Genomic DNA, 23,768 nt, shown 5'->3' with positions numbered 1-23,768 from the left:
ACGCGTTACTAGCCATATATAGCCTTAGCCTTATATGCCATATGATGAAATAATGTATTATTTAAGATAAGACAGTCTGTTTAGAAACAGTTTAAGGCCATTTAGCCTGTAAAATGAAATCAGAGAAATAAGATACACGGGCACAGCTTTCTTGACAACAATAGCTAACCGCCATTAAGAGTTGATGTTGAAAGAACACGAATACTAAGGCGAAAGATTGGAAGACCATGGAGTACGTAGCGTCATTAGCATATGCTAAAGAGAGGGACCAGCAGGAACCGTTATATAAATTCAGAGAACAGTTTTATTTTCCACAACGTGATGGCAAGGATGCTATTTATTTTTGTGGCAACTCACTTGGATTACAACCCAGAAATGTAAAAGGAGCTATAGAACAGGAGTTGACGGACTGGCAGCAATGTGCGGTAGAAGGCTATTGGGCCGCAAAGAATCCCTGGTTATATTATCAGCAGTATTGCAGTAAGCCGTTAGCGGCTATAATGGGAGCCAGCAGGGAGGAATTGACAATAATGAATACGCTTACGGTGAACCTGCACCTGATGATGCTTAGTTTTTACCGTCCAAACAAACAACGGTTTAAAGTGTTAATGGAAACGGGAGCTTTCCCGAGTGATCAATATGCAGTTGAAACCCAGGTAAAGTTCCATGGTTATGATCCGGAAACAGCTATTATAGAGGTTTCTCCCAGGCCTGGAGAACATTTGATAAGATTAGAAGATATTTTAGAGGTTATTTACAGGGAAAGTGATAGCTTAGCATTAGTTTTATTTGGAGGTATTAATTACTATACCGGACAGTTTTTTGATATACCTGCTATTACAGCCGCAGCCCATAAGGCAGGCGCATATGCTGGTTTCGACCTGGCGCATGTAGCTGGAAATATACCGGTAGAGTTGCACAACTGGGATGTAGATTTTGCCGTTTGGTGCTCTTATAAGTACCTGAATGGAGGTCCCGGCGCGGTAGGAGGCGCATTTGTGCATGAAAAACATGCCAGCAACCGGCAATTTATGAGGCTGGGAGGCTGGTGGGGCAATGAAGAGAGTGCACGTTTTAAAATGGAAAAAGGATTTGTGCCAAAAAAAGAAGCTGAAGGATGGCAACAAAGCACCGCTCAGGTGTTTAACATGGTTAGCCTGAAAGCATCCCTGGAATTATTTGAAGCGGCCGGTATCGGCGCTTTACGTAGCAAAAGCATCGGAATGACCAATTATCTGGAGTTCCTGCTGAAACAGTTGAAAGGCATAAATTTTCAGATCATAACACCGGAAAATTGTAATGAACGAGGCGCTCAGCTTTCTTTACTGTTTAAAGAAAAAGGTAAAGAGATACATCAACGGATGACCAATGCTGGTATAATCGTTGATTGGAGAGAGCCTGGGGTTATCAGGGTGGCACCGGCACCTATGTATAACACCTATCAGGACGTATTTCATTTTTATGAAATCATAGCTAATATTGCTTCAAACGCTTAATTAAGTAAGATGAATTTTGAGAGAAACGAACGCCCCCGCAGGCCTTACTCTTCTGATACCAACAAAGAGAATGATCCCAATAAGGAGAAAGGCGATGACAAACCCAATTTAAATAACGAGCGGGAGGGCGGTAAACCCGACTACAACAGTGGCTCTGAAGAGCGCACTGGTTACAATCGAGAAGGCGGATATCGTCCGCGTGACTACAATCGCGATGGCGGCTATGACCGCGGCGGTGGTGGTAATTTTAATCGTGATAGCTATAACAGCGGCGGCGGTTACGATCGCAGCGGCGGTGGTGGTTACGATCGCGGCGGTGGTGGCGGTGGCTACAATCGCGGTGGTGGTGGTTACGACCGTGGCGGCGGTGGAGGCTACGATCGCGGTGGCGGTGGTGGTTACAACCGTGAAGGCGGTGGAGGCTACGATCGCGGTGGCGGTGGTGGTTACGACCGCGGTAGCGGTGGTGGAGGCTACGATCGCGGCGGCGGTGGTGGTTACGACCGCGGCGGCAGCGGTGGTGGTGGTTACGATCGCGGCGGTGGTGGTGGATACGACCGTGGTAGCGGTGGTGGAGGCTACGATCGCGGCAGCGGTGGTGGTGGCTACGACCGTGGTGGCGGTGGTGGATACGACCGCGGTGGCGGTGGTGGATACAACCGTGGCGGCGGTGGTGGAGGCTACGATCGCGGTGGCGGTGGTGGTGGTTACAACCGTGACGGCGGTGGTGGCGGTGGCTACAATCGCGGTGGTGGCGGTGGAGGCTACAACCGTGGTGGTGGTGGCGGCGGCTACAATCGCGGCGGCGGTGGTGGAGGCTACAATCGTGGTGGCGGCGGTCCCCGTGGCGGCGGCAACATGCGAAGAAGCCCCCGACCCTTCGAGCCTAAACCAGATAATAAAATTTACTTTATCGCCCTGCTGCCAACAGCAGAAGTGGGTAAAGAAATCATAAAGATCAAGCAGGAATTCGCTGAGCAGTACGGCCCAATGTACGCATTGAAAGTATTGCCGCATATTACCCTGCAGGTACCTTTTACTGCTGATCCGGCACTCGAAAAAGCTTTTTGTGATGAACTCACCGACTTCGCAAAAACACAGGCACCTTTCGAAGTGTCCCTGAAAGGATTCGGTACCTTCCCGAACAAACAGAACCGTGTGCTGTTCATTAACGTGGAAAAAAGTGAAACCATGTCTGCTATGCACCGTCAGCTGATCAACTTCCTGCGTAAGGAATTCGGATTCAGTACTATGCTGGCGCGTACCGGATTTACACCACACGTTACTGTTGCTTTCAAAGACCTGACCGACGAACAGTTCAACAAGGCATGGCCCGAGTATGAGAACAAGGAATACGAGGCAACCTTTAAGGTAAATAACCTCTACTTCCTTCGTCATAATGGCAAGTCATGGGAAGTATTGCAGAAATGCAAACTGGGTGGAGCCTGATAATGGCGCCCTTACATTATAAAAAAAGGCCTCCGCAAATGCGGGGGCCTTTTTAATATAAACACAGACAGTATAACAGTCGAGGATATACGAAATTATTGTTTGATAACATGCCCGGATCCTTTCACATCCAGTGTTATTCCCGGATTCCCTGAATAATAAATATTACCACTGCCATAGATACGGGCATCCAGGTGTTTCCTGACCAGTATAGTGTGTTCTCCGGATCCACGGATAGTGATATTGGCATTCTGCACTTCCATATTTATTGCCGCAATGTTGCCGTCGCCATTGATGTCGCTGTCGATGCTATTGGCACTGCCTTTTAACGCAATATTACCGGACCCGTTGATGGTAGTGTTCAGGTCGTTGGCCGCCAGCAACAGACTGGCATCGGAATCGCCATTCAGTTCATATTTGAAAAGGGAAGTACGTAAGGTGTCCTTATTATCCAATGATCCGGAACCATCAAACTTTACCCGTTGATAGATAGGGTTGTGTACATAGATTTTGATGGGTTTATGGCGCCTGATATTCACATTGTTTCGCATCCTTACAAATAAACTATTGTTGTGTATGCCGGTTTCAATGGCCCCGATAATATTATCTTCTGCCCTTAATTCCACTGCACTGGTATTTTCCTGTAGCAGATGTACCTCAAATGGGCCGGATACTTCCACATCCGTGAAAGGGCCGGTAGGGCGGATTTCGGAAACAATATTACCGGATCCGGTAATATTGTCGCGGGTACACCCGGATAATATGATACTGAAGATGGCTATCATCAACAGTAACCATCCAACACTCAAGCTGGTATACGTAATAATGACCTGTTTCTTCATAAATTTCATTTTACAGATACTTACTCTGAAAAAATGACGTCTATAGAAACAGTTACCCCTATGGAAGAAAATAATTTTTTTGGAAGAAAGGGGCTTAAAAGAAATAAGCCGGCCGTACAGACGTACGGCACCGGCTTTTGATTAACCCCTATGAAAACAAACTATTGCTCTTATGTCATTCAGAAGTTGTGAACTTCCTGTTATAACTTGTTTTTGCAATTACGGTGCCACAAAATTCAGGTAACCGTTGCTTTAACATATCATTTGGAAGATATTAACAATTGGTTTGTATAATTACCGGGACGCCAAATAAAGAAAAGGCCGTCACATGTAGTGTGACGGCCTTTTTACAGCTTATAACGCTGATATTATCTTCTGTTCAATTTGCTCAACAGGCGAAGTATTTCCAGGTACAGCCATACCAGGGTTACCATCAACCCGAATGAAGCGTACCATTCAAAATACTTGGGAGCACCCTGTGCTGCACCCTGCTCAATCATATCAAAATCCAAAATCAGATTCATGGCAGCAATTCCCACTACTACCAGCGAGAATATGATACCAAATGTACCGCTGCTGTGGATCAGTGGCATTTCGATGTGGAAAAGACGGAGCACAATCGCTATCAGGTAAAAGATGGCGATACCCATCGTTGCAGTGATCACGATAGATTTGAAACGCTCTGTAGCCCGGATAACACCGGTGCGATACAGTACCAGCATGGCGATGAAAGTACCGAAAGTGAGCCCTACTGCCTGCAGCACGATGCCCTGCCACTGCGCGTTAAACGCCGCCGATACCGCTCCGAGGAATAAACCTTCTGCTATAGCATAGGCCGGCGCAAGATAACCAGACCATTCTTTCTTGAAAATAATAATCATAGCCAGTACGAAACCGCCAAAAGCGCCCCCGATCATCAATGGCATTACTGTACCGCTGCCTCTCATAAACTGTCCCCAGGAGAAAACAGCCGCCGCCATCAGCATCACCAGCAGAAAAGACATTTTATTCACAGTACCACGGATGGTCATGGTTTCTCCCGCCAGGTGAGGGGCTTTGTCGAATACACTTTGTTTCAGTACAGGGTTGTTCGATTGAAATAGTGCCATAAAGTATAGTTTAAATTTATGGGTTAAAAATACGATTTCATTTTGTTCCGGCACAGCGTTAACCGGCCTATTCATCAAAATTAGCATTTTTTTATAACGATAACTTCCCGTTATTACCCATAACCAGAAGTAATGGGAATGGCGCGTTTTATCTTTAATAGTCTACCAAAGTTGTGTACTTTTGTGCTCAAATCGGGAGAATCTTTGCAGATGTGGTATTACTACCATCCGATTGACTAAATTTACATCCTTAAATGTAGACTTTAAAAGAACTAAATAGATGTCCAATACCTCGATTCAACAACTGGAAGACGTCGTGATAAAGTTTGCCGGCGACAGTGGTGATGGGATGCAGTTAACAGGTACCCAATTCTCAAATAATACCGCTTTGGTCGGAAATGACCTCAGCACATTCCCTGATTTTCCTGCTGAAATCCGTGCCCCAATAGGTACTTTGCCCGGGGTGAGCGGTTTCCAGCTGCATTTCTCCTCCAACAGGATATTCACTCCGGGCGATGCCTGCGACGTGCTCGTGGCGATGAACGCAGCTGCGTTGAAAGCCAACCTGAAGGGGTTGAAAAAAGGCGGGATCATCCTCGCCAATACAGATGGTTTCGATGCCAAGAACCTGCGGCTTGCCAACTATCCGGAAGGGATCAATCCCCTGGAGGATGGTTCGCTGGCTGATTACCAGCTTCATACCATGGACGTGACCAAAATGACCCGCGAAGCATTGAAAGATACTTCATTGGGCATGAAGGAGAAAGACCGTGCAAAGAACATGTTCGTGCTTGGATTCCTCTACTGGTTGTATGATCGTAATATGGAAAGCACCGAAAACTTCCTGAAGGATAAATTCGGTAAAAAACCGGAGATTCTGGAAAGCAACCTGAAAGTGCTGCACGCCGGTTACAATTTTGCAGATACCGTGGAAGCCTTTTCTACCCGCTATCGCGTGGAGAAAGCCCGGATGGAACCAGGTACCTACCGCAGCATTACCGGAAATACCGCGCTGGCTTACGGACTGGTAGCGGCTTCGCAGAAATCCAATCTGCCCCTGTTCCTGGGAACCTATCCGATTACACCGGCCTCCGATATCCTGCACGAACTGAGCAAATTCAAGAATTTCGGTATCCGCACATTCCAGGCGGAAGATGAAATAGCAGGTATTACTTCTGCTATTGGAGCTTCTTACGGTGGCCATATGGGCATCACCACTACTTCCGGCCCGGGTATGGCACTGAAAGGCGAAGCCATGGGGTTGGCAGTAATGCTCGAAATTCCGTTACTGATAGTGGATATTCAACGTGGAGGCCCTTCTACGGGGTTGCCTACCAAAACCGAGCAGTCGGACCTTCTGCAGGCTTATTATGGCCGTAACGGTGAATGTCCGATGCCTGTGATATCAGCGTCCACACCAGCCGACTGTTTTGAAGCAGTGTTCGAAGCTTTCCGCATAGCGGTTAAACATATGACGCCGGTTATTTTCCTGAGCGACGGCTACATCGCCAATGGTGCAGAGCCCTGGCGCTTCCCGAAAGCTGCCGACCTGCCTTCCATTGAAGTGAAATTCAAAAAAGGACTGGAAGAAGGAGAGGAGCAGTTTCTGCCCTACCACCGCGACGAAAACCTCGTACGCCCCTGGGCTGTTCCCGGTACACCCGGACTGGAGCACCGGATCGGCGGACTGGAAAAGCAAAATATCACCGGAAACGTGAGCTACGACCCTGAAAACCACCAATTGATGGTGAAAATCCGCCAGGAAAAAGTAGACAAGATCGCAGAACACATTCCATTACAAAAGATAGAGCTCGGACCAGAAAAAGGAAAAATACTGGTGCTGGGCTGGGGCTCTACCTATGGCGCCATTAAAAGCGCGGTATTGGAACTGCTCGCAGAAGGTCATCAGGTAGCACACGCCCACCTGAGGCACCTGCGTCCGTTCCCTAAGAACCTGGGCGAGATCCTGCATAGTTATGATAAGGTGCTGATCCCTGAAATCAATAACGGACAACTGATCAAGATTATCCGTGATCAATACCTTATTGATGCACAAGGATATAACAAGATCATGGGTGTACCTATCACCAAAGGCGAACTGGTAACCAAAATCAGGGAAATGCTCGCATAAAGCATCGCTATATATTATTTCAATACACACAATAAAAAATCCTGTCCATCGTGACAGGATTTTTTGTATTTTCCAATACAGGGAAGCTATTTGCAGCTACTGCTTCCCTGTATTATCAGGATTAAGTTTTTTATTATGAGTAACCTTTTTCGTGTATTGTTTAACGTTATAACAGTAGCTGTGTTGTATTTGCCGGTCAGTGCCCAGACCAATACTTTTGAGGTGCGTATCGCAAACCATGCTGTAGGTACCATTGAAGCTAACCGAAAACTGAATGGCGACAATAAAAGCATCATTATCAAAACGCGTATACAGGTAATGTTGTCGAAGATAAACAGCGACATTGTCAATGAATACAACAACAATATACTTACTGTTGCCCGCTCCTCCCGTATTTCCGGCAAAACCGGGGAAGACAGACAAACAACTACCCGCCGTAACGGTAAAGACTATACGATTACTATGAACGGAGAACAATCTGTGCTTGATAACGCAGAAATAGAGTCGTGTGTAGCAGATTTGTATTTTGCTGAGCCCAGGCATGTAAACAGGGTGTTTTCAGAAACGCTGGGCCGCTTTCTGCCATTAAAGGCAATAGGAGGAGGTATGTATGAACTGATATTGCCCGAAGGGAAGAAAAATATATATAAATATGAGAATGGTGCTTTGGTGCTTGTAGAGGTAAACCACACCTTCGGGAAAGCTGTTTTTGTTAAGGTTAGTTAATTCGTAAAGAGGCCTTATAAAAGTGCAGCGAAGATTATCCAATAATCTTCGCTGCACTTTTATAAGGCCTAAAAAGCTATAAGCTCTTTTTCACTATCTGCGTTTGAATGAGATTAATGTTTAACGACGGTGTTATCCTTGTTGTTGTCACGGAAGAAGAGCATGAACAGTACCAACACTACTGCGGCTATACTGGCAGGAATCAGCCAGATGCTGTGCCAGTTGTGAGTATTGCCGGTTTTATATGCTTCTACAATAGGCCCTGAAATCAGGAACCCAATCAGCATGCCTACTCCATAGGTGGCCAGGGTAACAAATCCCTGGGCGGAACTTTTAAATTCTTCACCTGCAACTCTGTCGGTATAGATCTGGCCGGTCACGAAGAAAAAGTCGTAGCAGATACCATGTAATACAATGCCAACGATCAGCATCCAGTAATTAGCATCGATATTGCCGTATGCAAACAATGTGTAGCGTATAACCCAGGCCAGCATGCCCAGTGCCAGCATTTTCTTTACACCCAGCCTGGCAAAGAACAGCGGCATTACCAGCATGAACAGGAATTCCGACATTTGTCCCATCGATTGTTTGCCGGCAGCTGCATTCATGCCAATTTCATTCAGGAACGGATTGGTGAAGTTATAATAGAATGCCAGTGGAATACAGATAGCGATAGATGCGAGGAAGAACAGCAGGTAAGAACGGTTCTTCAACATACGGATAGCATCCAGGCCGAGTATCTCTTTGACAGAAATCTCTGTTCCTTTTTTCGCAGGAGGTGTTTTGGGAAGCGTGAAACTGAACAGCCCCAGCAGGAGAGACGCTCCTGCTGCCATTTTAAAAGTATAGTCGAGCGTGTTTGATTTTTCCCACTGCAACCAACCGATCAGCAATCCGGCAATGATCCATCCAACGGTGCCGAATACACGAATAAAAGAAAATTCCTTGCTGGGATCACTCATCTGCCTGAAGGAGATGGAATTTACCAGCGCCAGCGTAGGCATATACAGGATCATGTACGCCAGTAATACAGGATAAAAACTATCAAAGCTGGTCATTCCTGAGCAGGTCCACAGTAAGGCAGCGCCTATCAGATGTATGACGCCCAGGATTATCTGAGCAGAGATAAACCTGTCTGCAATAATACCCACGATGAAAGGGGCTATCACGGCGCCGATCGATTGGGTTAAAAAGGCTACGCCTACCTGGCTGTCGGTTGTGTCCTGCAGGTTCTTCAGTACAAAGGTGCCTAATGTAACAAACCATGCTCCCCAGATGAAAAATTCGAGGAACATCATAAAAGAAAGTTGAATCCTGACGACTGGTCTCATAACGGCTAATGCTTTAGAAATTGAATCTTGATGAACCGTTTAAGATAGTAAAATTTTGATAACTGTCTTCCAAAATAATGATGGATAAAAGAAACTTTACAGGTTCATCAGGTATTTACCGGATCTTTCTTCCGGGCATAACTGCTATATCGGAACCCGCAGCCAGCAGCGCACTCCGGGGCGATTGCTGTAATATGTTTTCAAAGGCTGCTCCATAAAGTAAGCGGGTGCTGCAGTGGTAATCATAGTGGGTAACCGGGTGTACCAGCCACTTAGGATGGGTCACCTCATATTCTCCGGAAGTATCACTGTTCAGCCGGGTGTAACCCCAATAATGTTCGGTAATGAATGCGGCTTCACTGTCACCGGTAATCGCCTGGCCGGACTGTAGTGCTGTGGCGCTCACATGGTTCCATTCTTCCCCCACTTTCCACCGGTAGGAAACTTTTAATGTGGCATCATCCGGGAATTCCCAGTTATGCGCCATCTGATGAGTAGCGTAATGTTCTTTGTAAAGGGTATTTGCTACGAACGTGATCAGTGGCCGTGGCACCAGTTCTTTCACGAATACCACGCCTCTTTTCCAGTCATTTCCCTCTTTGTACCGCACATAGAACCGAAGGTTCACTTCCTGAAAGGTCCTATGCCCGGGCAGACTGATTCCTTTTACCCGTGTGTTTTCAAACAGGAATCCTACCAGGCTTACATAATGGATATTATTCCAGGTATCCAGCTCAGTGTGTGCAGGCAGGTAGGGTAGCAATACAGAAGGATCTGCTTCAAAATTGAGCATCAGCAGGTTTCTCCAGGCTGCAGTCAGGAACGGGCGCATGATTATCCGGCTTTTACAAGTTTTGCGTAGTATTTACAGGCTGGCCTTAGTCCGCATTCGCCACATTTCGGGCTTCGCGCCAGGCAGGTATAACGCCCGTGCAGAATCAGCCAGTGGTGCGCAATATGCACCAGCTCCTGTGGTATATGCTTCAGCAACTGTAGTTCCGTCTGCAGCGGGGTTTTAGCGTTTGTAGTAAGACCAATACGTGCAGATACACGGAATACGTGGGTATCTACAGCCATATTGGGTTGCTGATGTACCACCGAAGTGATTACGTTGGCTGTTTTGCGGCCTACGCCGGGCAGCTTTATGAGCTCCGCAACGGTGGCCGGTATTTCTCCGTTAAATTCCTCTACCACCATCCGGGCCATGCCTATCAGGTGTTTGGTTTTGTTATTCGGGTAACTGATGCTTCTGATCAACGGGAAAAGATCATCGAAGGTGGCTTTGCTGAGCGCATATACATCCGGGTACCTTTCAAAGATAGCAGGGGTGGTCATATTCACCCGTTTATCAGTGCATTGGGCCGACAGAATTACGGCAACCAGCAATTGGTATGGATTATCGTATATAAGTTCAGTTTCGGCATTGGGCGCATGTTCCTCAAAGTACTTGAGAACGAATGCATAACGCTCTTTTTGAGTCATGCCATAAAGATAGGAAAAATGAAAAATACTACTCTTCTTCGCGTGCTACCTTGCCTGCAGCATAGTCGAAAATAAACTGCAATGTGGCCGGCCGGGGCGAGTAGCATACTGTATTGAGCGCTGCTTTGCTGTCTTCAAAGCTTGCCTGCTCTTCCCGGGTTAAAGAAAGTTCCTCCTGGTAATGTTTGATATCACTTTTTGTAACAAGACACAGGGTAGACAGTACAGAAAGTGTAAAATTACTCATGCATTATTATTTTAATACCAAAAAATAGGTTCTGTTTTTATAACGAAAATGGGGAAGAATCTATTGTTAATTTAAGATAAATTTTTAAGACCTGCAATAGAGAGCTGAGGCTTATTTCTGTTGGGAGGGGGAGATGATGAAAAGGTCTTCATTATCCTTTTTCATATAGTATTTTTCCCGGGCAAATTTTTCCAGTTTTTCGGGGCTCGACAGCAGCTCCTGTTGTTCTTCGCGGGTTTGCTTTATTTCCTGGATGAAGAAATCCTTTTGATTTTCCAGTTTATTCACTTCTGTCTGGTACTGGTACTGCGACATGAGGTTAGTTTTGTCGAGAAAAGCGATCCAGATTACAAAAGCAGCAAATGCTATGAAGAACTTGTTCTTCAGGAACTTAGGCAGCTTTATGGACTTCCAATTCGACATGCAGGCAAATTACAAAAAAATAATGGCCGGAGCACGCTCCGGCCATTAAATATTCAAAAACGAAAAATTATTTTTTTACGCCGATAGCGTTGGTAGGGTAGATAGCTACCTCTCCCAGTGCTTCTTCGATACGCAGTAACTGGTTGTATTTCGCCATACGGTCGGTACGGGAAGCAGAACCGGTTTTGATCTGGCCGCAGTTCAGTGCTACGGCGAGGTCGGCGATAGTAGTATCTTCAGTTTCGCCGGAACGGTGGCTCATGATAGAGGTATAGCCTGCTTTATGCGCCATGTTTACCGCATCGATCGTTTCAGTAACAGTACCGATCTGGTTTACTTTGATCAGGATGCTGTTGCCGATACCTTTGGTGATACCTTCTTTCAGACGCAATACGTTGGTAACGAACAGGTCGTCGCCTACCAGCTGTACGCGTTTGCCGATAGCGTCGGTAAGTTTTTTCCAACCTTCCCAATCATCTTCAGCCATACCGTCTTCGATAGAAACGATAGGATATTTGTTTACCCATTCAGTCCAGTAGGCAACCATTTCGTCGCTGCTGATCACTTTCTGGGAGCTCTTATAGAACTTGTAAGATTTAGTAGCTTCATCGTACATTTCGCTGCTGGCAGCATCCAGGGCGATAGCTACCTGGGTACCAGGCTCATAGCCGGCCACTTTGATTGCTTCCAGTACAGTTTCGATGGCTTCTTCGTTGCTCTGGATTTCAGGAGCAAAGCCACCTTCATCACCTACGTTGGTGCTGTAACCTTTCTTTTTCAGTACAGATTTCAGGTGGTGGAAGATTTCAGTACCCCAGCGCAGTGCCTCTGAGAAAGAAGGAGCACCTACCGGTACGATCATGAATTCCTGGAAGTCGATTTTATTATCAGCGTGCACACCACCGTTGATGATGTTCATCAGCGGAATAGGCAGGGTGAATGCATTCACACCACCGAGGTAACGGTACAGTGGCTGATTGCTTTCTTCAGCAGCAGCTTTGGCTACGGCCATACTTACTGCCAGGGTAGCGTTAGCACCCAGTTTTGCTTTGTTCGGAGTACCATCCAGTTGGATCAGCATCTTATCGATACCGGCCTGATCAGTAACTTCCCAGCCAATCAGCTCTTCAGCAATGATGTCATTTACATTTTTAACAGCCTGCAATACACCTTTACCCATGTAAACGCTCTTATCATTGTCGCGCAGCTCTACTGCTTCGTGTTTACCGGTAGATGCGCCGGAAGGAACGGCAGCACGGCCAAAATGTCCGTCTTCTGTGGTTACATCAACCTCGATTGTAGGATTACCACGGCTGTCGAGGATCTGCCTGGCATGGATTTCTGAAATAATACTCATAATTCGAAATATTAGTATTTGTTAGTTTATGCTACGCCTGGCTTTGGGCTCTTAAAAGACCACTATCCAACAGTTAACAGCTCAATTATCAGGCGTTCTTCGTTAATTCCCGGAATATTGTTTCCAGGCTTTGCGAATTGCTATGCAAAGAAAGTATGTTCCGGTTATTTATCAAAGCAAATTGCAACAGGTTTTTTCGCACTCCATCCACCTCGCTGGTAAACAGCTGCCAGCTATGGTCTTCCCGGGCAGCCACCCTGGTCACTCCCTCAATGGTCATTAATTCTGCTTCCGTGACCGGTTCGGCAAAGGTAACCTGTAAATATCCATTTTGAGTGCTGTTTTGCTGAAGTAATGATAATTTATCATCAGCAATGATCTTACCCTTGTTGATAATGATGACCCTGTCGCAAAGCGCCTCTACCTCCTGCATAATGTGCGTGGAAAGTATCACCGTTTTATTGGCGCCAAGTTCCTTTATCAGTTGCCGGATATCGGCCAGCTGATTGGGATCAAGGCCGGTAGTGGGCTCATCGAGGATCAGCACTTCCGGGTCGTGCAGCAGTGCCTGGGCCAACCCTACGCGCTGTTTGTAGCCATTAGAGAGGGCGCCTATTTTTTTATGCTGTTCCGGCTGCAACCCTGTGAGCCGGATAACTTCCGCGATCCGCTCCGGTCCCGCCTTGCCCAGCTGATGTATACCCGCTATGAATTCCAGGAATTCCTTTACATACATATCGTAATACAGTGGGTTCGATTCAGGCAGGTAGCCAACCCTGCGCCGTACTTCGAGCGATTGCGATACAATATCGAATCCACATACACTGGCCTGACCACTGGTGGGTGGCAGGAAGCCGGTAATCATCTTCATGGTGGTGGATTTACCTGCCCCGTTTGGCCCCAGGAAACCGGTAATCTCTCCCTTCTTCAACGAGAAGGAGATCGCGTCTACCGCCCGCTGTTCGCCATATATTTTAGTAAGCGCTGATACCTGGATCGACATGTACGATGCATATTTTGCGGGAACTAATGTACTATAAAATGAGGATATATCTGTTTTTAACGCTGGGTTTTGGGTGCGATGCCTGCAGTTACAAATATACCGGTGGTAATTTTTAAACGGTAACGGGCATACGAAACTGTGGTTGGGAAAGCCTTGTTTTATAAAGGATTGCCCCATGATTTTATAAAACGCTGTTAATCCCCCTGTTACCGGGTAGTAAAAAATCTGTTTTCCCTACATTTGCATATTATGAAGAGAGTCATTGGTCTATTTTGTTTACTACCACAATTGTTACAGGCGCAATCCATTCCGGTAAAGGACTATCCGCAAGGTTATTTCAGGAACCCGTTGAATATTCCCATCGTGCTGGCAGGTAACTTTGGTGAACTGCGTCCCAATCACTTCCACTCGGGGATGGATATCAAAACAGAACAAAGGGAGAATCTGCCCGTTCATGCCGCGGCCGATGGTTACGTCAGCCGTATAGGTGTTTCCCACACGGGTTTTGGCAATGTGCTATACATTACTCACCCCAATGGATACACGACTGTTTATGCGCACCTGAATGCCTTTTTTCCGGCGCTGCAGCAGTATGTGAAGAAACAACAATACCAGGCTGAAAGCTGGGCCAGTGATCTTGAGATCCCTGCCGGGATGTTCCCTGTAAAGAAAGGGGATTTTGTTGCCTGGAGCGGTAATACCGGCGGTTCTGCAGGCCCGCATCTTCATTTCGAAATCCGGAATACACAAACAGAAAAACCCCTGAATCCTCTCTTGTTCGGATTCGATATTGCCGATACCCATGCTCCTGATGTATCTCGTATTGCTGTATATGACAGGGAAAAAAGCATCTATGAGCAGCAACCGGTTACGATGGCTGTAAAGAAAGCAGGCGGAGAGTATGTAACCGCCCAGCCGGTGATCAGGGTGAATGCTAAGAAAGTGAGCCTGGGGCTGAATGCCATCGACCGTATGAACACTGGTAATATCTACGGTATCTATGAAGTTACGCTCTATCAGAATAATCAGCCCGATATTGATTTCCAGCTGGACAATATCGGATATGATGAAACCCGTTATCTCAACGCGCATATCGACTATAAAATTAAAAAGGGGGGAGGCCCGTATTATCAGCTAGTGTTCTCGCTTCCGGGCAATAAACTTGATATCTATCACGATCTGAAAGGAGATGGTACTATCGATCTTTCAGACGGTGGGGTGCATGATGTGAAATTGCTCGTGAAAGATGCCTATGGTAATACTTCTACCGTAAAACTGGCGCTCCAGTTTTCAGGTAACGAGGCTCCCGACAAGGTTTGCGCCAATACCATGTTTCCGGATTCCCGCAATATTTTTGAAAATAACCAGGTAGAGTTCTACCTCGATGAACAGGCATTGTATGATAAAATCTGCTTTAATTACCTGGAAACTCCGGCAGAATCTGCAAAATATTACTCCAACATTTATCATTTGCACAATGCACTCATACCAGTGCACGATTACTTTGATGTAAGGCTCCGGCCTTCCCGCCAGGTACCTGAACAGCTGCAATCAAAGGTGGTAATGGTGAGGGAAGGACAGGGCAGCAGCACATCGGGCACTACGTTCGAAAACGGCTGGTATAAGGGTACATTCCGGGATTTTGGAAACTTCCATTTGGAAGTAGACACCATTGCTCCTAAAATCACGCCCATTGGGGTAAAGCCAGGTGCGAACCTTTCCAAAGCCGGTAAAATTGCGTTTGCCATGAATGATGCCAGTGGCATTAAAAGCTATCGTGCAGAGCTGGATGGCAAATGGCTGATGTTCTCCCGCAGGGGTAACATACTTACCTATACATTCGACGAACATTGCCAGCCTGGTACCCACACGCTGGTATTCAAAGTAACGGATGTTGCCGGCAACACAGGACGTTATTCCGTAACATTCAAACGCTAACAAATAAACTACATCATTAAGCATATGACCCACTTACAAGAAGGCGATAAAGCTCCGGTTTTTAAAGGAAAGGACCAACACGGTAAAACTGTGTCACTGACTGATTTCAAAGGTAAAAGAGTGGTCTTGTATTTTTATCCGAAAGACATGACACCGGGATGTACTGCCCAGGCATGCAACCTGCGCGATAACTACAACGAGTTGCTAAAAAAAGGCTATGCAGTAGTAGGTGTAAGTACTGATTCCGAAAAGAGCCATCAGAAATTCATTGAAAAATATGATCTTCCATTTACGCTACTGGCCGATGAAGATATGAAAATCGTAAACCAGTATGGGGTATGGGGCGAAAAGCAAATGTTTGGCAGAGTATATGACGGTATCCATCGTACTACCTTCCTGATCGATGAGCACGGAAAAATTGCCCATATCATCACACGACCGGATACGGCGAATCATACGCAGGAGATATTGGAGTTGTGGAAGTAGAGAGGTGAATTAAGAATATAGAATTAAGAAATAAAGAGAAGGCCTTAGCAGATAATAATAATCGCTAAGGCCTTCTCTTTATTTCTTAATTCTATATTCTTAATTCTTAATTATCTCTTCTGTCTTTGTTTCCTGAACAGGTTACCGGTTTTGAACTTGTTACCTTCAGGGCTACCTACGCGGTCCATTGCGCAACGGAAACCTACCGTGTTGGTGGCCATATCTTCCTGCATATAACGGCGGGTACCCGGAGAGAGCCAGTAAGCACGGTCGTTCCAGCTACCACCTTTTACCACATGGGATTTATCATTGATAAGCGAAGTAACACCATAGCCATATTCTACCTGTGACAAAGAGTCACCATCCAGGTAGTTGATCACGTCACCTTTCTGATAGTTCAGGCGGTTGGCGCTTTCTTCATCAGTTACATCGCGCATTTTCAGGTGGCCAAGACTGTCTTTTTCAAACTCTTTATTTTCATTCATATAAACAGTCTGGAACTTGTTACCACGGAAGTAGTTGAAGTCTTCCCCGTCGATTGGGTTGAGCGGCCTGTATACATCCAGTACCCACTCAGCTACGTTGCCGGACATGTTATAGATACCGAATGTGTTGGGATAAAATGAGCGGACAGGGCCCGGAATAGAAGCACGGTCGTTCAAACCTCCGGCCACACCCATGTTATCACCGGAGCCACGTTTGAAGTTGGCCAGGAACTGACCCTGCATGTTGCCACGGCGTATATCACGCAGCCCGCTGGTATTGGTGCCCCAGGAATATACCTGTTTGTTCATGATCAGCTCTTCCCCATGTTTGCCTTCTTTTTTGGAAGGGCCGGGGTTCTGACCTATGTATCCTAAAGCCGCATATTCCCATTCAGCTTCTGTCGGAAGGCGGTAGGCAGGTAACATGATACCGTCTTCAAATGCAGCATGACGAGGAGTTCCGTCGGCATTTTTAAACTGACTTTTTGCGCCTTTTGACATTTTTCCCGGTGTGCCCTCATAAAGACCGGCAGTATAGGATTTGGTATCGAAAGTATTGTCGTCTGACTGATTGTTAACATCTGCTTTGGAAAGCAGGCCTTTATCCATCAGCAACTTTTCGTTTACACGGTTAGAGCGCCATTTACAGTAATCATTGGCCTGTTTCCAGGTTACACCCACTACCGGATAATCGTTATAAGCCGGGTGGCGGAAATAGTATTCCACCAAAGGCTCGTTGTAAGCCAGCTCGCTACGCCAAACCAGGGTATCAGGAAGGGCATTGCGGTATACATCCGGGAAAGATTCCCCATACACACGGTTCAACCAGTATAAATATTCACGGTAGTGTACGTTGGCAACTTCAGATTCATCAATGTAGAAAGAGGAAACAGTGATGCGGCGCGGAATATTATTCCAGTCGCCCATTACATCCTGTTCAGTAGCTCCCATGGCAAAAGTACCACCCTGCACAAAAACAAGGCCCGGACCCGTTTGCTGGTTTACATTTTTAGCTACGCTGAAACCGCCCATTTTCTGGTCGTTATAGTTCCAGCCGGTAGCGGAAGAAGATTGCTTCTTCTTACCGAAAAGTCCCCCGCCGTCCTTATGACAGGCACTCATGGATAGCATTACGCTGGTACCTACGAGCAATGATAAAGAGGTTAATCTAGGCATGCGATACAGCTTTATGTCTGGTATATTTACAGTAAACGCAAATGTACTCTTTTTTATTTTATGGCGAAAAAAATTAATTTGTAATTTGCTGCCAATCGTCTTCCCAGGCAAGGGAGGGCTGTAGGCATCAATCGTCCGTAAAACAGCGATCAAGGTAATGAAACTCAGTTATATTTTTATTGGAATATTCCTGGTATTCTTCCCGGGCAGGCATGGAATATATGCCCAAGGCAGTTTACGGCAGTATAAAAAAAATTCTGTGCTGGCAACCGGCTCCTGGTATAAAGTGGCCGTTAGTGCTCCCGGTATCTGTAAGGTCAGTGCAGCCCTGCTGAGAAGTATGGGGGTAGATACCAGGCAATTACCTTCCACTGCCCTCAGGATATATGGTTACGGCGGACAAATGCTCGGAGAAGCAGTGAATGCCTTTCAGTACGATGATCCGCCCGAAACAGATCTGTATGTGAATGACGGAGGCGACGGGATATTCGATGGGGATGATTATGCCCTTTTCTACGCACCCGGGTCACATAGCTGGCAATATAACACCAGCTTCGGTACCTATAGCCACCAGCATAATCTCTATGCCGATACAGCCTGGTACTTCATTACCGTGGCAGGTACCGGGGCAAGAATGGCGATAGCCCCATCCGTTCAGCCCACAGGCCAATCTGAACGCACATTTGATTACCACGATTTCTATGAGCGCGACAGCATGAACTTCCTCAACAGTGGAAAGCAATGGTGGGGGCAGGAATTCAGCAAAGTAGCCGGGTTGACCCAAAGTTACCGGTTTCAGCTGCCAGCCCCTCCCGAAGGATCCGCAGCCATAACACTACGGGTAGCCGCCCGCAGCGGGAGTGGCTGTAATTTCAATGCAACCGTTAATGGTGCTGCCGCGGTCAGTAACCTGTATCTGTTGCCGGTTACAGATAATGTATTCGAAGGTGTGGCCACTGCCGCTGCTGGTACCGGTACCGCTGGTGCCCGCGGGCCGGAGCTGGATGTGGGAGTTGAATTCGTGCCAGGTAATATCAATGATCATGGATGGCTCGATTACATAGAGGTGCAGGCCCGGTGCCCATTGGTACTTCCCTCATCCGGACAACTGAGCTTCCGAAGCGCCCATTTACTGGGTAGTGGCGGAAATTCATTGTTCACTCTGCATAATACCAATAGTCAGACGCAGGTGTGGGACGTGACAGATCCACAGCACCCTGTATCCGTGTATACTGTGCAGGCAGGCGATTCCCTGCAGTTTGCCGGTGCAAATGACCGTTTACATGAATTTGTGGTATTTAACCCACAGGCTGCTGTAGCGCCATCCTTTGCCGGAACTATTGCTAATCAGGACCTGCATGGGCTTCCGGCCGCCGATATGCTGATCATCACTACTCCCGCACTCCGGCCGGCAGCAGAGCGGCTGGCAGCTCTCCATCGTTCTGCAGATCAGCTGCAGGTAAACGTAGTTACTGTTGATCAGATTTATAATGAATTTGCATCCGGCTCGCCGGATCCTACAGCCATCCGCAATTACGTGAAAATGGTATGGGACCGGGGGCCGGCCTTGCGCTATCTGTTGCTTTTCGGGGCTGCTTCGTACGATTACCGGCAACGGGTAAAAAATAATACAAATGACATCCCCTCCTGGCAAAGCTATGCCTCCCTGGATGCCATCCGTTCTTATGTTTCCGACGATTTTTTCGGGATATTGAAAGATGAGGCAGATATTAACAGTACTGGTACGCCTGACCGGCTGGATATCGGCATTGGCCGAATACCGGCCAGAAATGCGGCTGAAGCAGGGCTGATGGTCGACAAAATTGCGCGCTACCTGCAGCCTTCTTCCTTTGGCGTGTGGCGTAACCGCGTAACACTGATTGCCGATGATGGAGACGATAACCTGCATTTCAGAGATGCGGAAAAGATGAGTGAAGTGGTTGCAGATAACGCGAAACAGGTAAATACCGGCAAGATCTACATCGATGCTTACCCTAAAGAGCAGGGAGCGTCCGGACCCGTTTCTCCAGAAGTGAATAAAGCCATCGCCGCTGCTATCAACAATGGAACCCTGGTATTGAATTATTCAGGGCATGGCAGCAGCTCCCGCCTGGCTGCCGAAAATATCATGGATGTCGGCAGCATCGATGCCTGGCATAATGAAAATGCACTCCCGCTGTTTATTACGGCTACCTGCGATTTCGCTCCATTCGATGATCCCGGAATTACTTCCCTCGGGCACAAAGTTCTTCTTCGGCACAGTGGAGGAGCCATTGCCCTAATGACTACTACCCGCGCGGTGTTTGCGGCTTCTAATCAGCTGATGAACGCCAACTACCTGAAAGCTGCTTTTTCTCCAATGGCCGACGGAAAGCTGCCGGCTCTTGGCACAGCCGCCATGGTGGCTAAAAATCTTACCTATAATACATCCGCGGATGCCGTCAATAACAGGAAATTTCAACTACTCGGCGACCCGGCACTGGCCCTGGCGTTCCCCGTATACAGGGTGGTGACCGACAGTATCAATGGACGAAGTGTGGCAGATGGCGTAGATACCCTGAAGGGGCTGGGATTGTACACCATCAGTGGCCATATTACAGATGCCCGCGGTAACCTGATCAATGACTACAGCGGAATATTATATACCACGATCTATGATAAGCCTGCTGTACTGAAAACCAGGGGGAACGACCAGGGGAGCCAGGCGGCCACTTATTCTCTGCAACGCAACATATTGTTCCAGGGCACACAAACTGTTGCCAGTGGAAAGTTTTCCCTTACATTTGTGGCACCGCAGTACCTTCGCGAAGGTGCCGGAAGGGGAAAGATCAGCTATTACACCAGTAATAATGTGCGTGATGGAGGTGGATATTTTGATAACTTTACCACCGGTGGCCTTTCACCTGATCCCGTTAAAAAGTCGTCAGGGCCGGTAATAAGCGCCTGGTTGGATAGTCGTAGTTTCCGGAATGGAGGGATAACCGGTCCGGATCCGTTATTGATCGCAGACATAAGCGCCAGCAATGGAATTGATATCTCGGGGAATAATGAACAATTCCGTATTACAGCCATTATCGATAGCACAGAATATATTGTTTTAAATGATTATTTTGAAGCATCTTTGGACAGTTATAGAAAAGGAAGCATATTGTTTCCCCTGAACGGGATGTCGACAGGTGCACACAGGATTACCATTAAAGCGTGGGATGTTTACAACAATGCTGCCACCACAACAGTTTTCTTTAAAGTAGCAGCATCGGGGTCGCTGGCAGTGGATGAGGTGAGAAATTACCCTAATCCTTTTCACGACATAACGCGTTTTACATTTGTACACAATCAACAGAATGGAGAGCTCCAGTTGACGTTGCAGGTGTTCTCGATAACAGGACAACTGGTGAAAACTTTGCGTAGCACAATAAATTCCACTGCCGGTCGTTTTGATGGCATGCCCTGGGATGGACGTAGTGATTCGGGAGCAAAATTGTCTGCAGGACTATATGTATACAGGTTGATTATTAAAACATCAACGGGAACGAAGATCCGGGGCGGTAAGTTGGTTTTATATTGACCTATGCATAACAATAATTTTTACCATTATCCCAATTAAACCCCCTTTCTGTATTATATTAATAATTAAGATTATTTTTACATCCTTATCAAATACGAAAACTGCATGATCCGAAAGGTAACAATGGGCCTTGTGTTCATTTACGGTACTTTCATAAGTTTTAAAGCCTCAGCTCAGATTTCAAACCCCGGGCAGACAGATGGGCGTACAAATGTCATCAACACCGCAGTTCCATTTCTGAGAATTACACCGGATGCACGCAGCGGAGCTATGGGAGATGTGGGAGTAGCATTGTCGCCGGACGCAAATTCTATTTATAATAACCTTTCTAAACTGCCGTTCGCAGATAATGATGCCGGCGTTGCAGTGACCTATACTCCCTGGCTGAAAGAGCTGGTGAATGACGTTTTCCTGGCTAACCTTTCGGGATTTAAGAAGCTGGATGATAAGCAGGCATTAGGTGCTTCATTGCGTTATTTTTCTTTGGGGACCATCAATTTTACAGATATCACCGGTACTCCCACAGGCGATTTCAGACCCCGTGAGCTGGCATTTGATATGGGGTATGCCCGCAAATTATCTGATCATTTCGGAATAGGATTAACTGCCCGTTATATCTACTCTAATCTTGCAGGCGGCCAAAGTGCCAATAGTGTGATCATTAGGCCAGGTAAGGCTTTTGCAGCAGACCTGTCAGGATTCTATACGAAAGATTTTGAGAAGGCCGACGGATTGGTGAACAGGTTGAATATCGGTATGTCTATCAGCAATATCGGTACTAAAATATCTTACCTCAGTTCTGCAGTGAATAAAGACTTTCTGCCAACCAATCTCGCAATCGGAAGTGCTTATACCGTTTCGCTGGATGAGCAGAACCAGCTTACCTTTGCATTAGACATTAACAAACTGCTGGTGCCTACCCCCGATTCTGCCGGGAAATATAAGGAAAAGAGCAGCCTGGAAGGAATATTCAGTTCTTTCGGCGATGCCCCTGGTGGATTTAAGGAAGAATTACAGGAGTTAATGTATTCTGTTGGTATGGAATACTGGTATAGTAACCTGCTGGCTGTTCGGGCCGGATATTTTAATGAAAACAAGAACAAAGGCAATCGTAAATACTTTACTGCCGGTGTAGGTATTAAGTATGAAGGCTTTGGCTTAAACTTCTCCTACCTGGTGCCCTCTGGTAGCGGTATTCAGCGAAATCCGCTGTCGAACACCCTGCGTTTTACACTAACAGTGGATCTGGGCCGGAAGGATGATAACAGCCGGACAGGCTGGTAATAAACAGATAGTTGATTTTAATCATGTAAATAGTGTAATCCCTTCGCATTGCGGAGGGATTTTTATTTTTATTGCCTTACCTTGCGAATTGGCAAAAAGATAAAATAACTAAACTATGAGCAGGATACGTATCGGATTAGGGGTAGATTTCCACCAGTTGGTTGAGGGACGGGAACTTTGGCTGGGCGGAGTATTGGTGCCGCACCATAAAGGAGCGCTTGGCCACAGCGATGCAGATGTATTGTTGCATGCCATATGTGATGCTATGCTGGGCGCGCTTTCCCTGGGAGATATCGGAGTGCATTTCCCGGATACTGACAACACTTACAAGAATATCGACAGCAAGATATTACTGACCCGTTGTGCCCAGTTGATAGGGGAAAAGGGGTACCAGGTGGTAAATGTAGACAGTACCCTTTGTTTACAGGCGCCGAAGATTAAACCATACGTAGCCTCCATGCAGGCAGTAATCGCTGAAATATTGCATATAGGTATCGAAGATGTATCTGTAAAGGCCACCACCACCGAGAAACTTGGATTTGTTGGCCGTGAAGAAGGTGTTACAGCGCATGCAGTTGTTTTGCTGGAGCACATCACCCAGTGAAGAATTATGAATGATGAATGAAGTATTAAGAAGGAGTGTGAAGATATTAGTGAATGTAAAATTTTGATATATAGATAGATAAATAAAGATATATTTTTTATATAAAAATTTCTATTCACAGATATCTTCGCACTCATTCTTAATTCTTCATTCCTGATTTGTAATTATTTCAAATATCTTTGTTCAATGGCAGATATTATAGTGAAAATTATCAATAAGTCTGGTAATGAATTGCCGGCCTATGCGACTAAAGATGCGGCAGGAATGGATCTTCGCGCTCACCTGGAAACAGCTGTCACCTTACAGCCTCTGGAAAGAATGTTGATACCCACCGGCCTGTTTATGGAACTGCCAGCAGGTTACGAGGCGCAGCTGCGGCCACGGAGCGGACTGGCTATCAAACAGGGGCTCACCCTGCTGAATACACCCGGCACGATAGATGCGGATTATCGGGGAGAAATCAAGATCATTATGATCAATTTATCTAACGAACCGCAAATAATACAGCCTGGTGACCGCATTGCCCAAATGGTTATTGCCCCTTTTATTCAGGCAGTAATCGAACCAGTAACAGTGCTGACTGAAACTGAAAGAGGTACAGGTGGTTTTGGACACACGGGCAAATCCTGAC

The 23,768-nt window shown here is 46.6% G+C and carries 20 protein-coding genes; 10 read left to right on the top strand and 10 right to left on the bottom strand.

The genetic code is table 11. From position 1 onward, the window contains the following. Nucleotides 1-227 precede the first annotated feature (227 nt). Both kynU and UNH61_RS27380 read left to right on the top strand, forming a co-directional pair. Nucleotides 228-1,496, top strand: a complete 1,269-nt coding sequence (gene kynU, locus UNH61_RS27385) for a kynureninase (RefSeq protein ID WP_326995187.1) — start codon at nt 228-230, stop codon at nt 1,494-1,496. A 9-nt stretch (nt 1,497-1,505) separates the two neighbouring features. Further along, complete coding sequence (locus tag UNH61_RS27380; RefSeq protein ID WP_326995186.1) at nt 1,506-2,945, top strand: 2'-5' RNA ligase family protein; 1,440 nt, start codon at nt 1,506-1,508, stop codon at nt 2,943-2,945. 95 nt (nt 2,946-3,040) lie between these two features. Here the strand turns inward: UNH61_RS27380 and UNH61_RS27375 are convergent, their stop codons facing one another. Both UNH61_RS27375 and UNH61_RS27370 read right to left on the bottom strand, forming a co-directional pair. After that, nucleotides 3,041-3,787 carry a head GIN domain-containing protein gene (locus tag UNH61_RS27375; RefSeq protein ID WP_326995185.1) on the bottom strand — a complete coding sequence of 249 codons (747 nt, stop codon included), beginning with the start codon at nt 3,785-3,787 and terminating at the stop codon, nt 3,041-3,043. 368 nt (nt 3,788-4,155) lie between these two features. Beyond that, nucleotides 4,156-4,896 carry a Bax inhibitor-1/YccA family protein gene (locus tag UNH61_RS27370; RefSeq protein WP_326995184.1) on the bottom strand — a complete coding sequence of 247 codons (741 nt, stop codon included), beginning with the start codon at nt 4,894-4,896 and terminating at the stop codon, nt 4,156-4,158. A gap of 280 nt (nt 4,897-5,176) precedes the next feature. Between UNH61_RS27370 and UNH61_RS27365 the strand changes: the two genes are divergently transcribed. Together UNH61_RS27365 and UNH61_RS27360 are read left to right on the top strand one after the other, a co-directional pair. Then, on the top strand, nt 5,177-7,027 hold the full coding sequence (locus tag UNH61_RS27365; protein WP_326995183.1) for a 2-oxoacid:acceptor oxidoreductase subunit alpha: 1,851 nt from the start codon (nt 5,177-5,179) through the stop codon (nt 7,025-7,027). A gap of 135 nt (nt 7,028-7,162) precedes the next feature. Next, on the top strand, nt 7,163-7,753 hold the full coding sequence (locus UNH61_RS27360) for a DUF6134 family protein (protein WP_326995182.1): 591 nt from the start codon (nt 7,163-7,165) through the stop codon (nt 7,751-7,753). 113 nt (nt 7,754-7,866) lie between these two features. Here the strand turns inward: UNH61_RS27360 and UNH61_RS27355 are convergent, their stop codons facing one another. The 7 genes from UNH61_RS27355 to gldA all read right to left on the bottom strand — a co-directional run bounded on the left by UNH61_RS27355 (nt 7,867) and on the right by gldA (nt 13,596). Next, a complete protein-coding gene (locus UNH61_RS27355; protein WP_326995181.1) occupies nt 7,867-9,084 on the bottom strand; it encodes a nucleoside permease in 1,218 nt (405 codons plus the stop codon). A gap of 115 nt (nt 9,085-9,199) precedes the next feature. Next, nucleotides 9,200-9,916, bottom strand: coding sequence for a DUF2071 domain-containing protein (locus tag UNH61_RS27350; RefSeq protein WP_326995180.1), 717 nt, complete (start codon nt 9,914-9,916; stop codon nt 9,200-9,202). Between the two features lie 2 nt (nt 9,917-9,918). Continuing rightward, on the bottom strand, nt 9,919-10,566 hold the full coding sequence (gene nth / locus UNH61_RS27345) for an endonuclease III (RefSeq protein WP_326995179.1): 648 nt from the start codon (nt 10,564-10,566) through the stop codon (nt 9,919-9,921). 28 nt (nt 10,567-10,594) lie between these two features. Next, entirely contained in the window at nt 10,595-10,813 is a 219-nt protein-coding gene (locus tag UNH61_RS27340) for a hypothetical protein (protein WP_326995178.1), read from the bottom strand. A 111-nt stretch (nt 10,814-10,924) separates the two neighbouring features. Continuing rightward, on the bottom strand, nt 10,925-11,236 hold the full coding sequence (locus tag UNH61_RS27335) for a septum formation initiator family protein (protein WP_326995177.1): 312 nt from the start codon (nt 11,234-11,236) through the stop codon (nt 10,925-10,927). Nucleotides 11,237-11,303: 67 nt separating this feature from the next. After that, nucleotides 11,304-12,593, bottom strand: coding sequence for a phosphopyruvate hydratase (gene eno / locus UNH61_RS27330; protein ID WP_326995176.1), 1,290 nt, complete (start codon nt 12,591-12,593; stop codon nt 11,304-11,306). A gap of 88 nt (nt 12,594-12,681) precedes the next feature. Further along, entirely contained in the window at nt 12,682-13,596 is a 915-nt protein-coding gene (gldA, locus tag UNH61_RS27325; protein WP_326995175.1) for a gliding motility-associated ABC transporter ATP-binding subunit GldA, read from the bottom strand. Between the two features lie 249 nt (nt 13,597-13,845). Here gldA and UNH61_RS27320 point away from each other — a divergent pair, with 249 nt between their 5' ends. Both UNH61_RS27320 and bcp read left to right on the top strand, forming a co-directional pair. Next, on the top strand, nt 13,846-15,534 hold the full coding sequence (locus UNH61_RS27320; RefSeq protein ID WP_326995174.1) for a peptidoglycan DD-metalloendopeptidase family protein: 1,689 nt from the start codon (nt 13,846-13,848) through the stop codon (nt 15,532-15,534). 24 nt (nt 15,535-15,558) lie between these two features. Next, a complete protein-coding gene (bcp, locus tag UNH61_RS27315; RefSeq protein ID WP_326995173.1) occupies nt 15,559-16,020 on the top strand; it encodes a thioredoxin-dependent thiol peroxidase in 462 nt (153 codons plus the stop codon). 110 nt (nt 16,021-16,130) lie between these two features. Here bcp and UNH61_RS27310 read toward each other — a convergent pair whose 3' ends face one another. Continuing rightward, a complete protein-coding gene (locus UNH61_RS27310; RefSeq protein WP_326995172.1) occupies nt 16,131-17,681 on the bottom strand; it encodes an SUMF1/EgtB/PvdO family nonheme iron enzyme in 1,551 nt (516 codons plus the stop codon). A gap of 157 nt (nt 17,682-17,838) precedes the next feature. Here UNH61_RS27310 and porU point away from each other — a divergent pair, with 157 nt between their 5' ends. From porU to dut, 4 genes are all read left to right on the top strand, one after another. Next, entirely contained in the window at nt 17,839-21,249 is a 3,411-nt protein-coding gene (gene porU / locus UNH61_RS27305) for a type IX secretion system sortase PorU (RefSeq protein ID WP_326995171.1), read from the top strand. 105 nt (nt 21,250-21,354) lie between these two features. Next, entirely contained in the window at nt 21,355-22,533 is a 1,179-nt protein-coding gene (porV, locus tag UNH61_RS27300) for a type IX secretion system outer membrane channel protein PorV (RefSeq protein WP_326995170.1), read from the top strand. A 115-nt stretch (nt 22,534-22,648) separates the two neighbouring features. Further along, on the top strand, nt 22,649-23,137 hold the full coding sequence (ispF, locus tag UNH61_RS27295; RefSeq protein ID WP_326995169.1) for a 2-C-methyl-D-erythritol 2,4-cyclodiphosphate synthase: 489 nt from the start codon (nt 22,649-22,651) through the stop codon (nt 23,135-23,137). A 186-nt stretch (nt 23,138-23,323) separates the two neighbouring features. Further along, complete coding sequence (gene dut / locus UNH61_RS27290) at nt 23,324-23,767, top strand: dUTP diphosphatase (protein WP_326995168.1); 444 nt, start codon at nt 23,324-23,326, stop codon at nt 23,765-23,767. Nucleotide 23,768 lies beyond the last annotated feature (1 nt).

Source organism: Chitinophaga sp. 180180018-3, from assembly GCF_037893185.1.
Taxonomy (GTDB): Bacteria; Bacteroidota; Bacteroidia; order Chitinophagales; family Chitinophagaceae; genus Chitinophaga.
This window is presented reverse-complemented; position numbering and strand designations above follow the sequence as displayed.

Bases quoted from the DNA above. Each gene is read 5' to 3' on its own strand.
- kynU (WP_326995187.1), top strand. From the start codon at position 228: ATGGAGTACGTAGCGTCATTAGCATATGCTAAAGAGAGGGACCAGCAG.
- UNH61_RS27380 (WP_326995186.1), top strand. From the start codon at position 1,506: ATGAATTTTGAGAGAAACGAACGCCCCCGCAGGCCTTACTCTTCTGAT.
- UNH61_RS27375 (WP_326995185.1), bottom strand. From the start codon at position 3,787: ATGAAGAAACAGGTCATTATTACGTATACCAGCTTGAGTGTTGGATGG.
- UNH61_RS27370 (WP_326995184.1), bottom strand. From the start codon at position 4,896: ATGGCACTATTTCAATCGAACAACCCTGTACTGAAACAAAGTGTATTC.
- UNH61_RS27365 (WP_326995183.1), top strand. From the start codon at position 5,177: ATGTCCAATACCTCGATTCAACAACTGGAAGACGTCGTGATAAAGTTT.
- UNH61_RS27360 (WP_326995182.1), top strand. From the start codon at position 7,163: ATGAGTAACCTTTTTCGTGTATTGTTTAACGTTATAACAGTAGCTGTG.
- UNH61_RS27355 (WP_326995181.1), bottom strand. From the start codon at position 9,084: ATGAGACCAGTCGTCAGGATTCAACTTTCTTTTATGATGTTCCTCGAA.
- UNH61_RS27350 (WP_326995180.1), bottom strand. From the start codon at position 9,916: ATGCGCCCGTTCCTGACTGCAGCCTGGAGAAACCTGCTGATGCTCAAT.
- nth (WP_326995179.1), bottom strand. From the start codon at position 10,566: ATGACTCAAAAAGAGCGTTATGCATTCGTTCTCAAGTACTTTGAGGAA.
- UNH61_RS27340 (WP_326995178.1), bottom strand. From the start codon at position 10,813: ATGAGTAATTTTACACTTTCTGTACTGTCTACCCTGTGTCTTGTTACA.
- UNH61_RS27335 (WP_326995177.1), bottom strand. From the start codon at position 11,236: ATGTCGAATTGGAAGTCCATAAAGCTGCCTAAGTTCCTGAAGAACAAG.
- eno (WP_326995176.1), bottom strand. From the start codon at position 12,593: ATGAGTATTATTTCAGAAATCCATGCCAGGCAGATCCTCGACAGCCGT.
- gldA (WP_326995175.1), bottom strand. From the start codon at position 13,596: ATGTCGATCCAGGTATCAGCGCTTACTAAAATATATGGCGAACAGCGG.
- UNH61_RS27320 (WP_326995174.1), top strand. From the start codon at position 13,846: ATGAAGAGAGTCATTGGTCTATTTTGTTTACTACCACAATTGTTACAG.
- bcp (WP_326995173.1), top strand. From the start codon at position 15,559: ATGACCCACTTACAAGAAGGCGATAAAGCTCCGGTTTTTAAAGGAAAG.
- UNH61_RS27310 (WP_326995172.1), bottom strand. From the start codon at position 17,681: ATGCCTAGATTAACCTCTTTATCATTGCTCGTAGGTACCAGCGTAATG.
- porU (WP_326995171.1), top strand. From the start codon at position 17,839: ATGAAACTCAGTTATATTTTTATTGGAATATTCCTGGTATTCTTCCCG.
- porV (WP_326995170.1), top strand. From the start codon at position 21,355: ATGATCCGAAAGGTAACAATGGGCCTTGTGTTCATTTACGGTACTTTC.
- ispF (WP_326995169.1), top strand. From the start codon at position 22,649: ATGAGCAGGATACGTATCGGATTAGGGGTAGATTTCCACCAGTTGGTT.
- dut (WP_326995168.1), top strand. From the start codon at position 23,324: ATGGCAGATATTATAGTGAAAATTATCAATAAGTCTGGTAATGAATTG.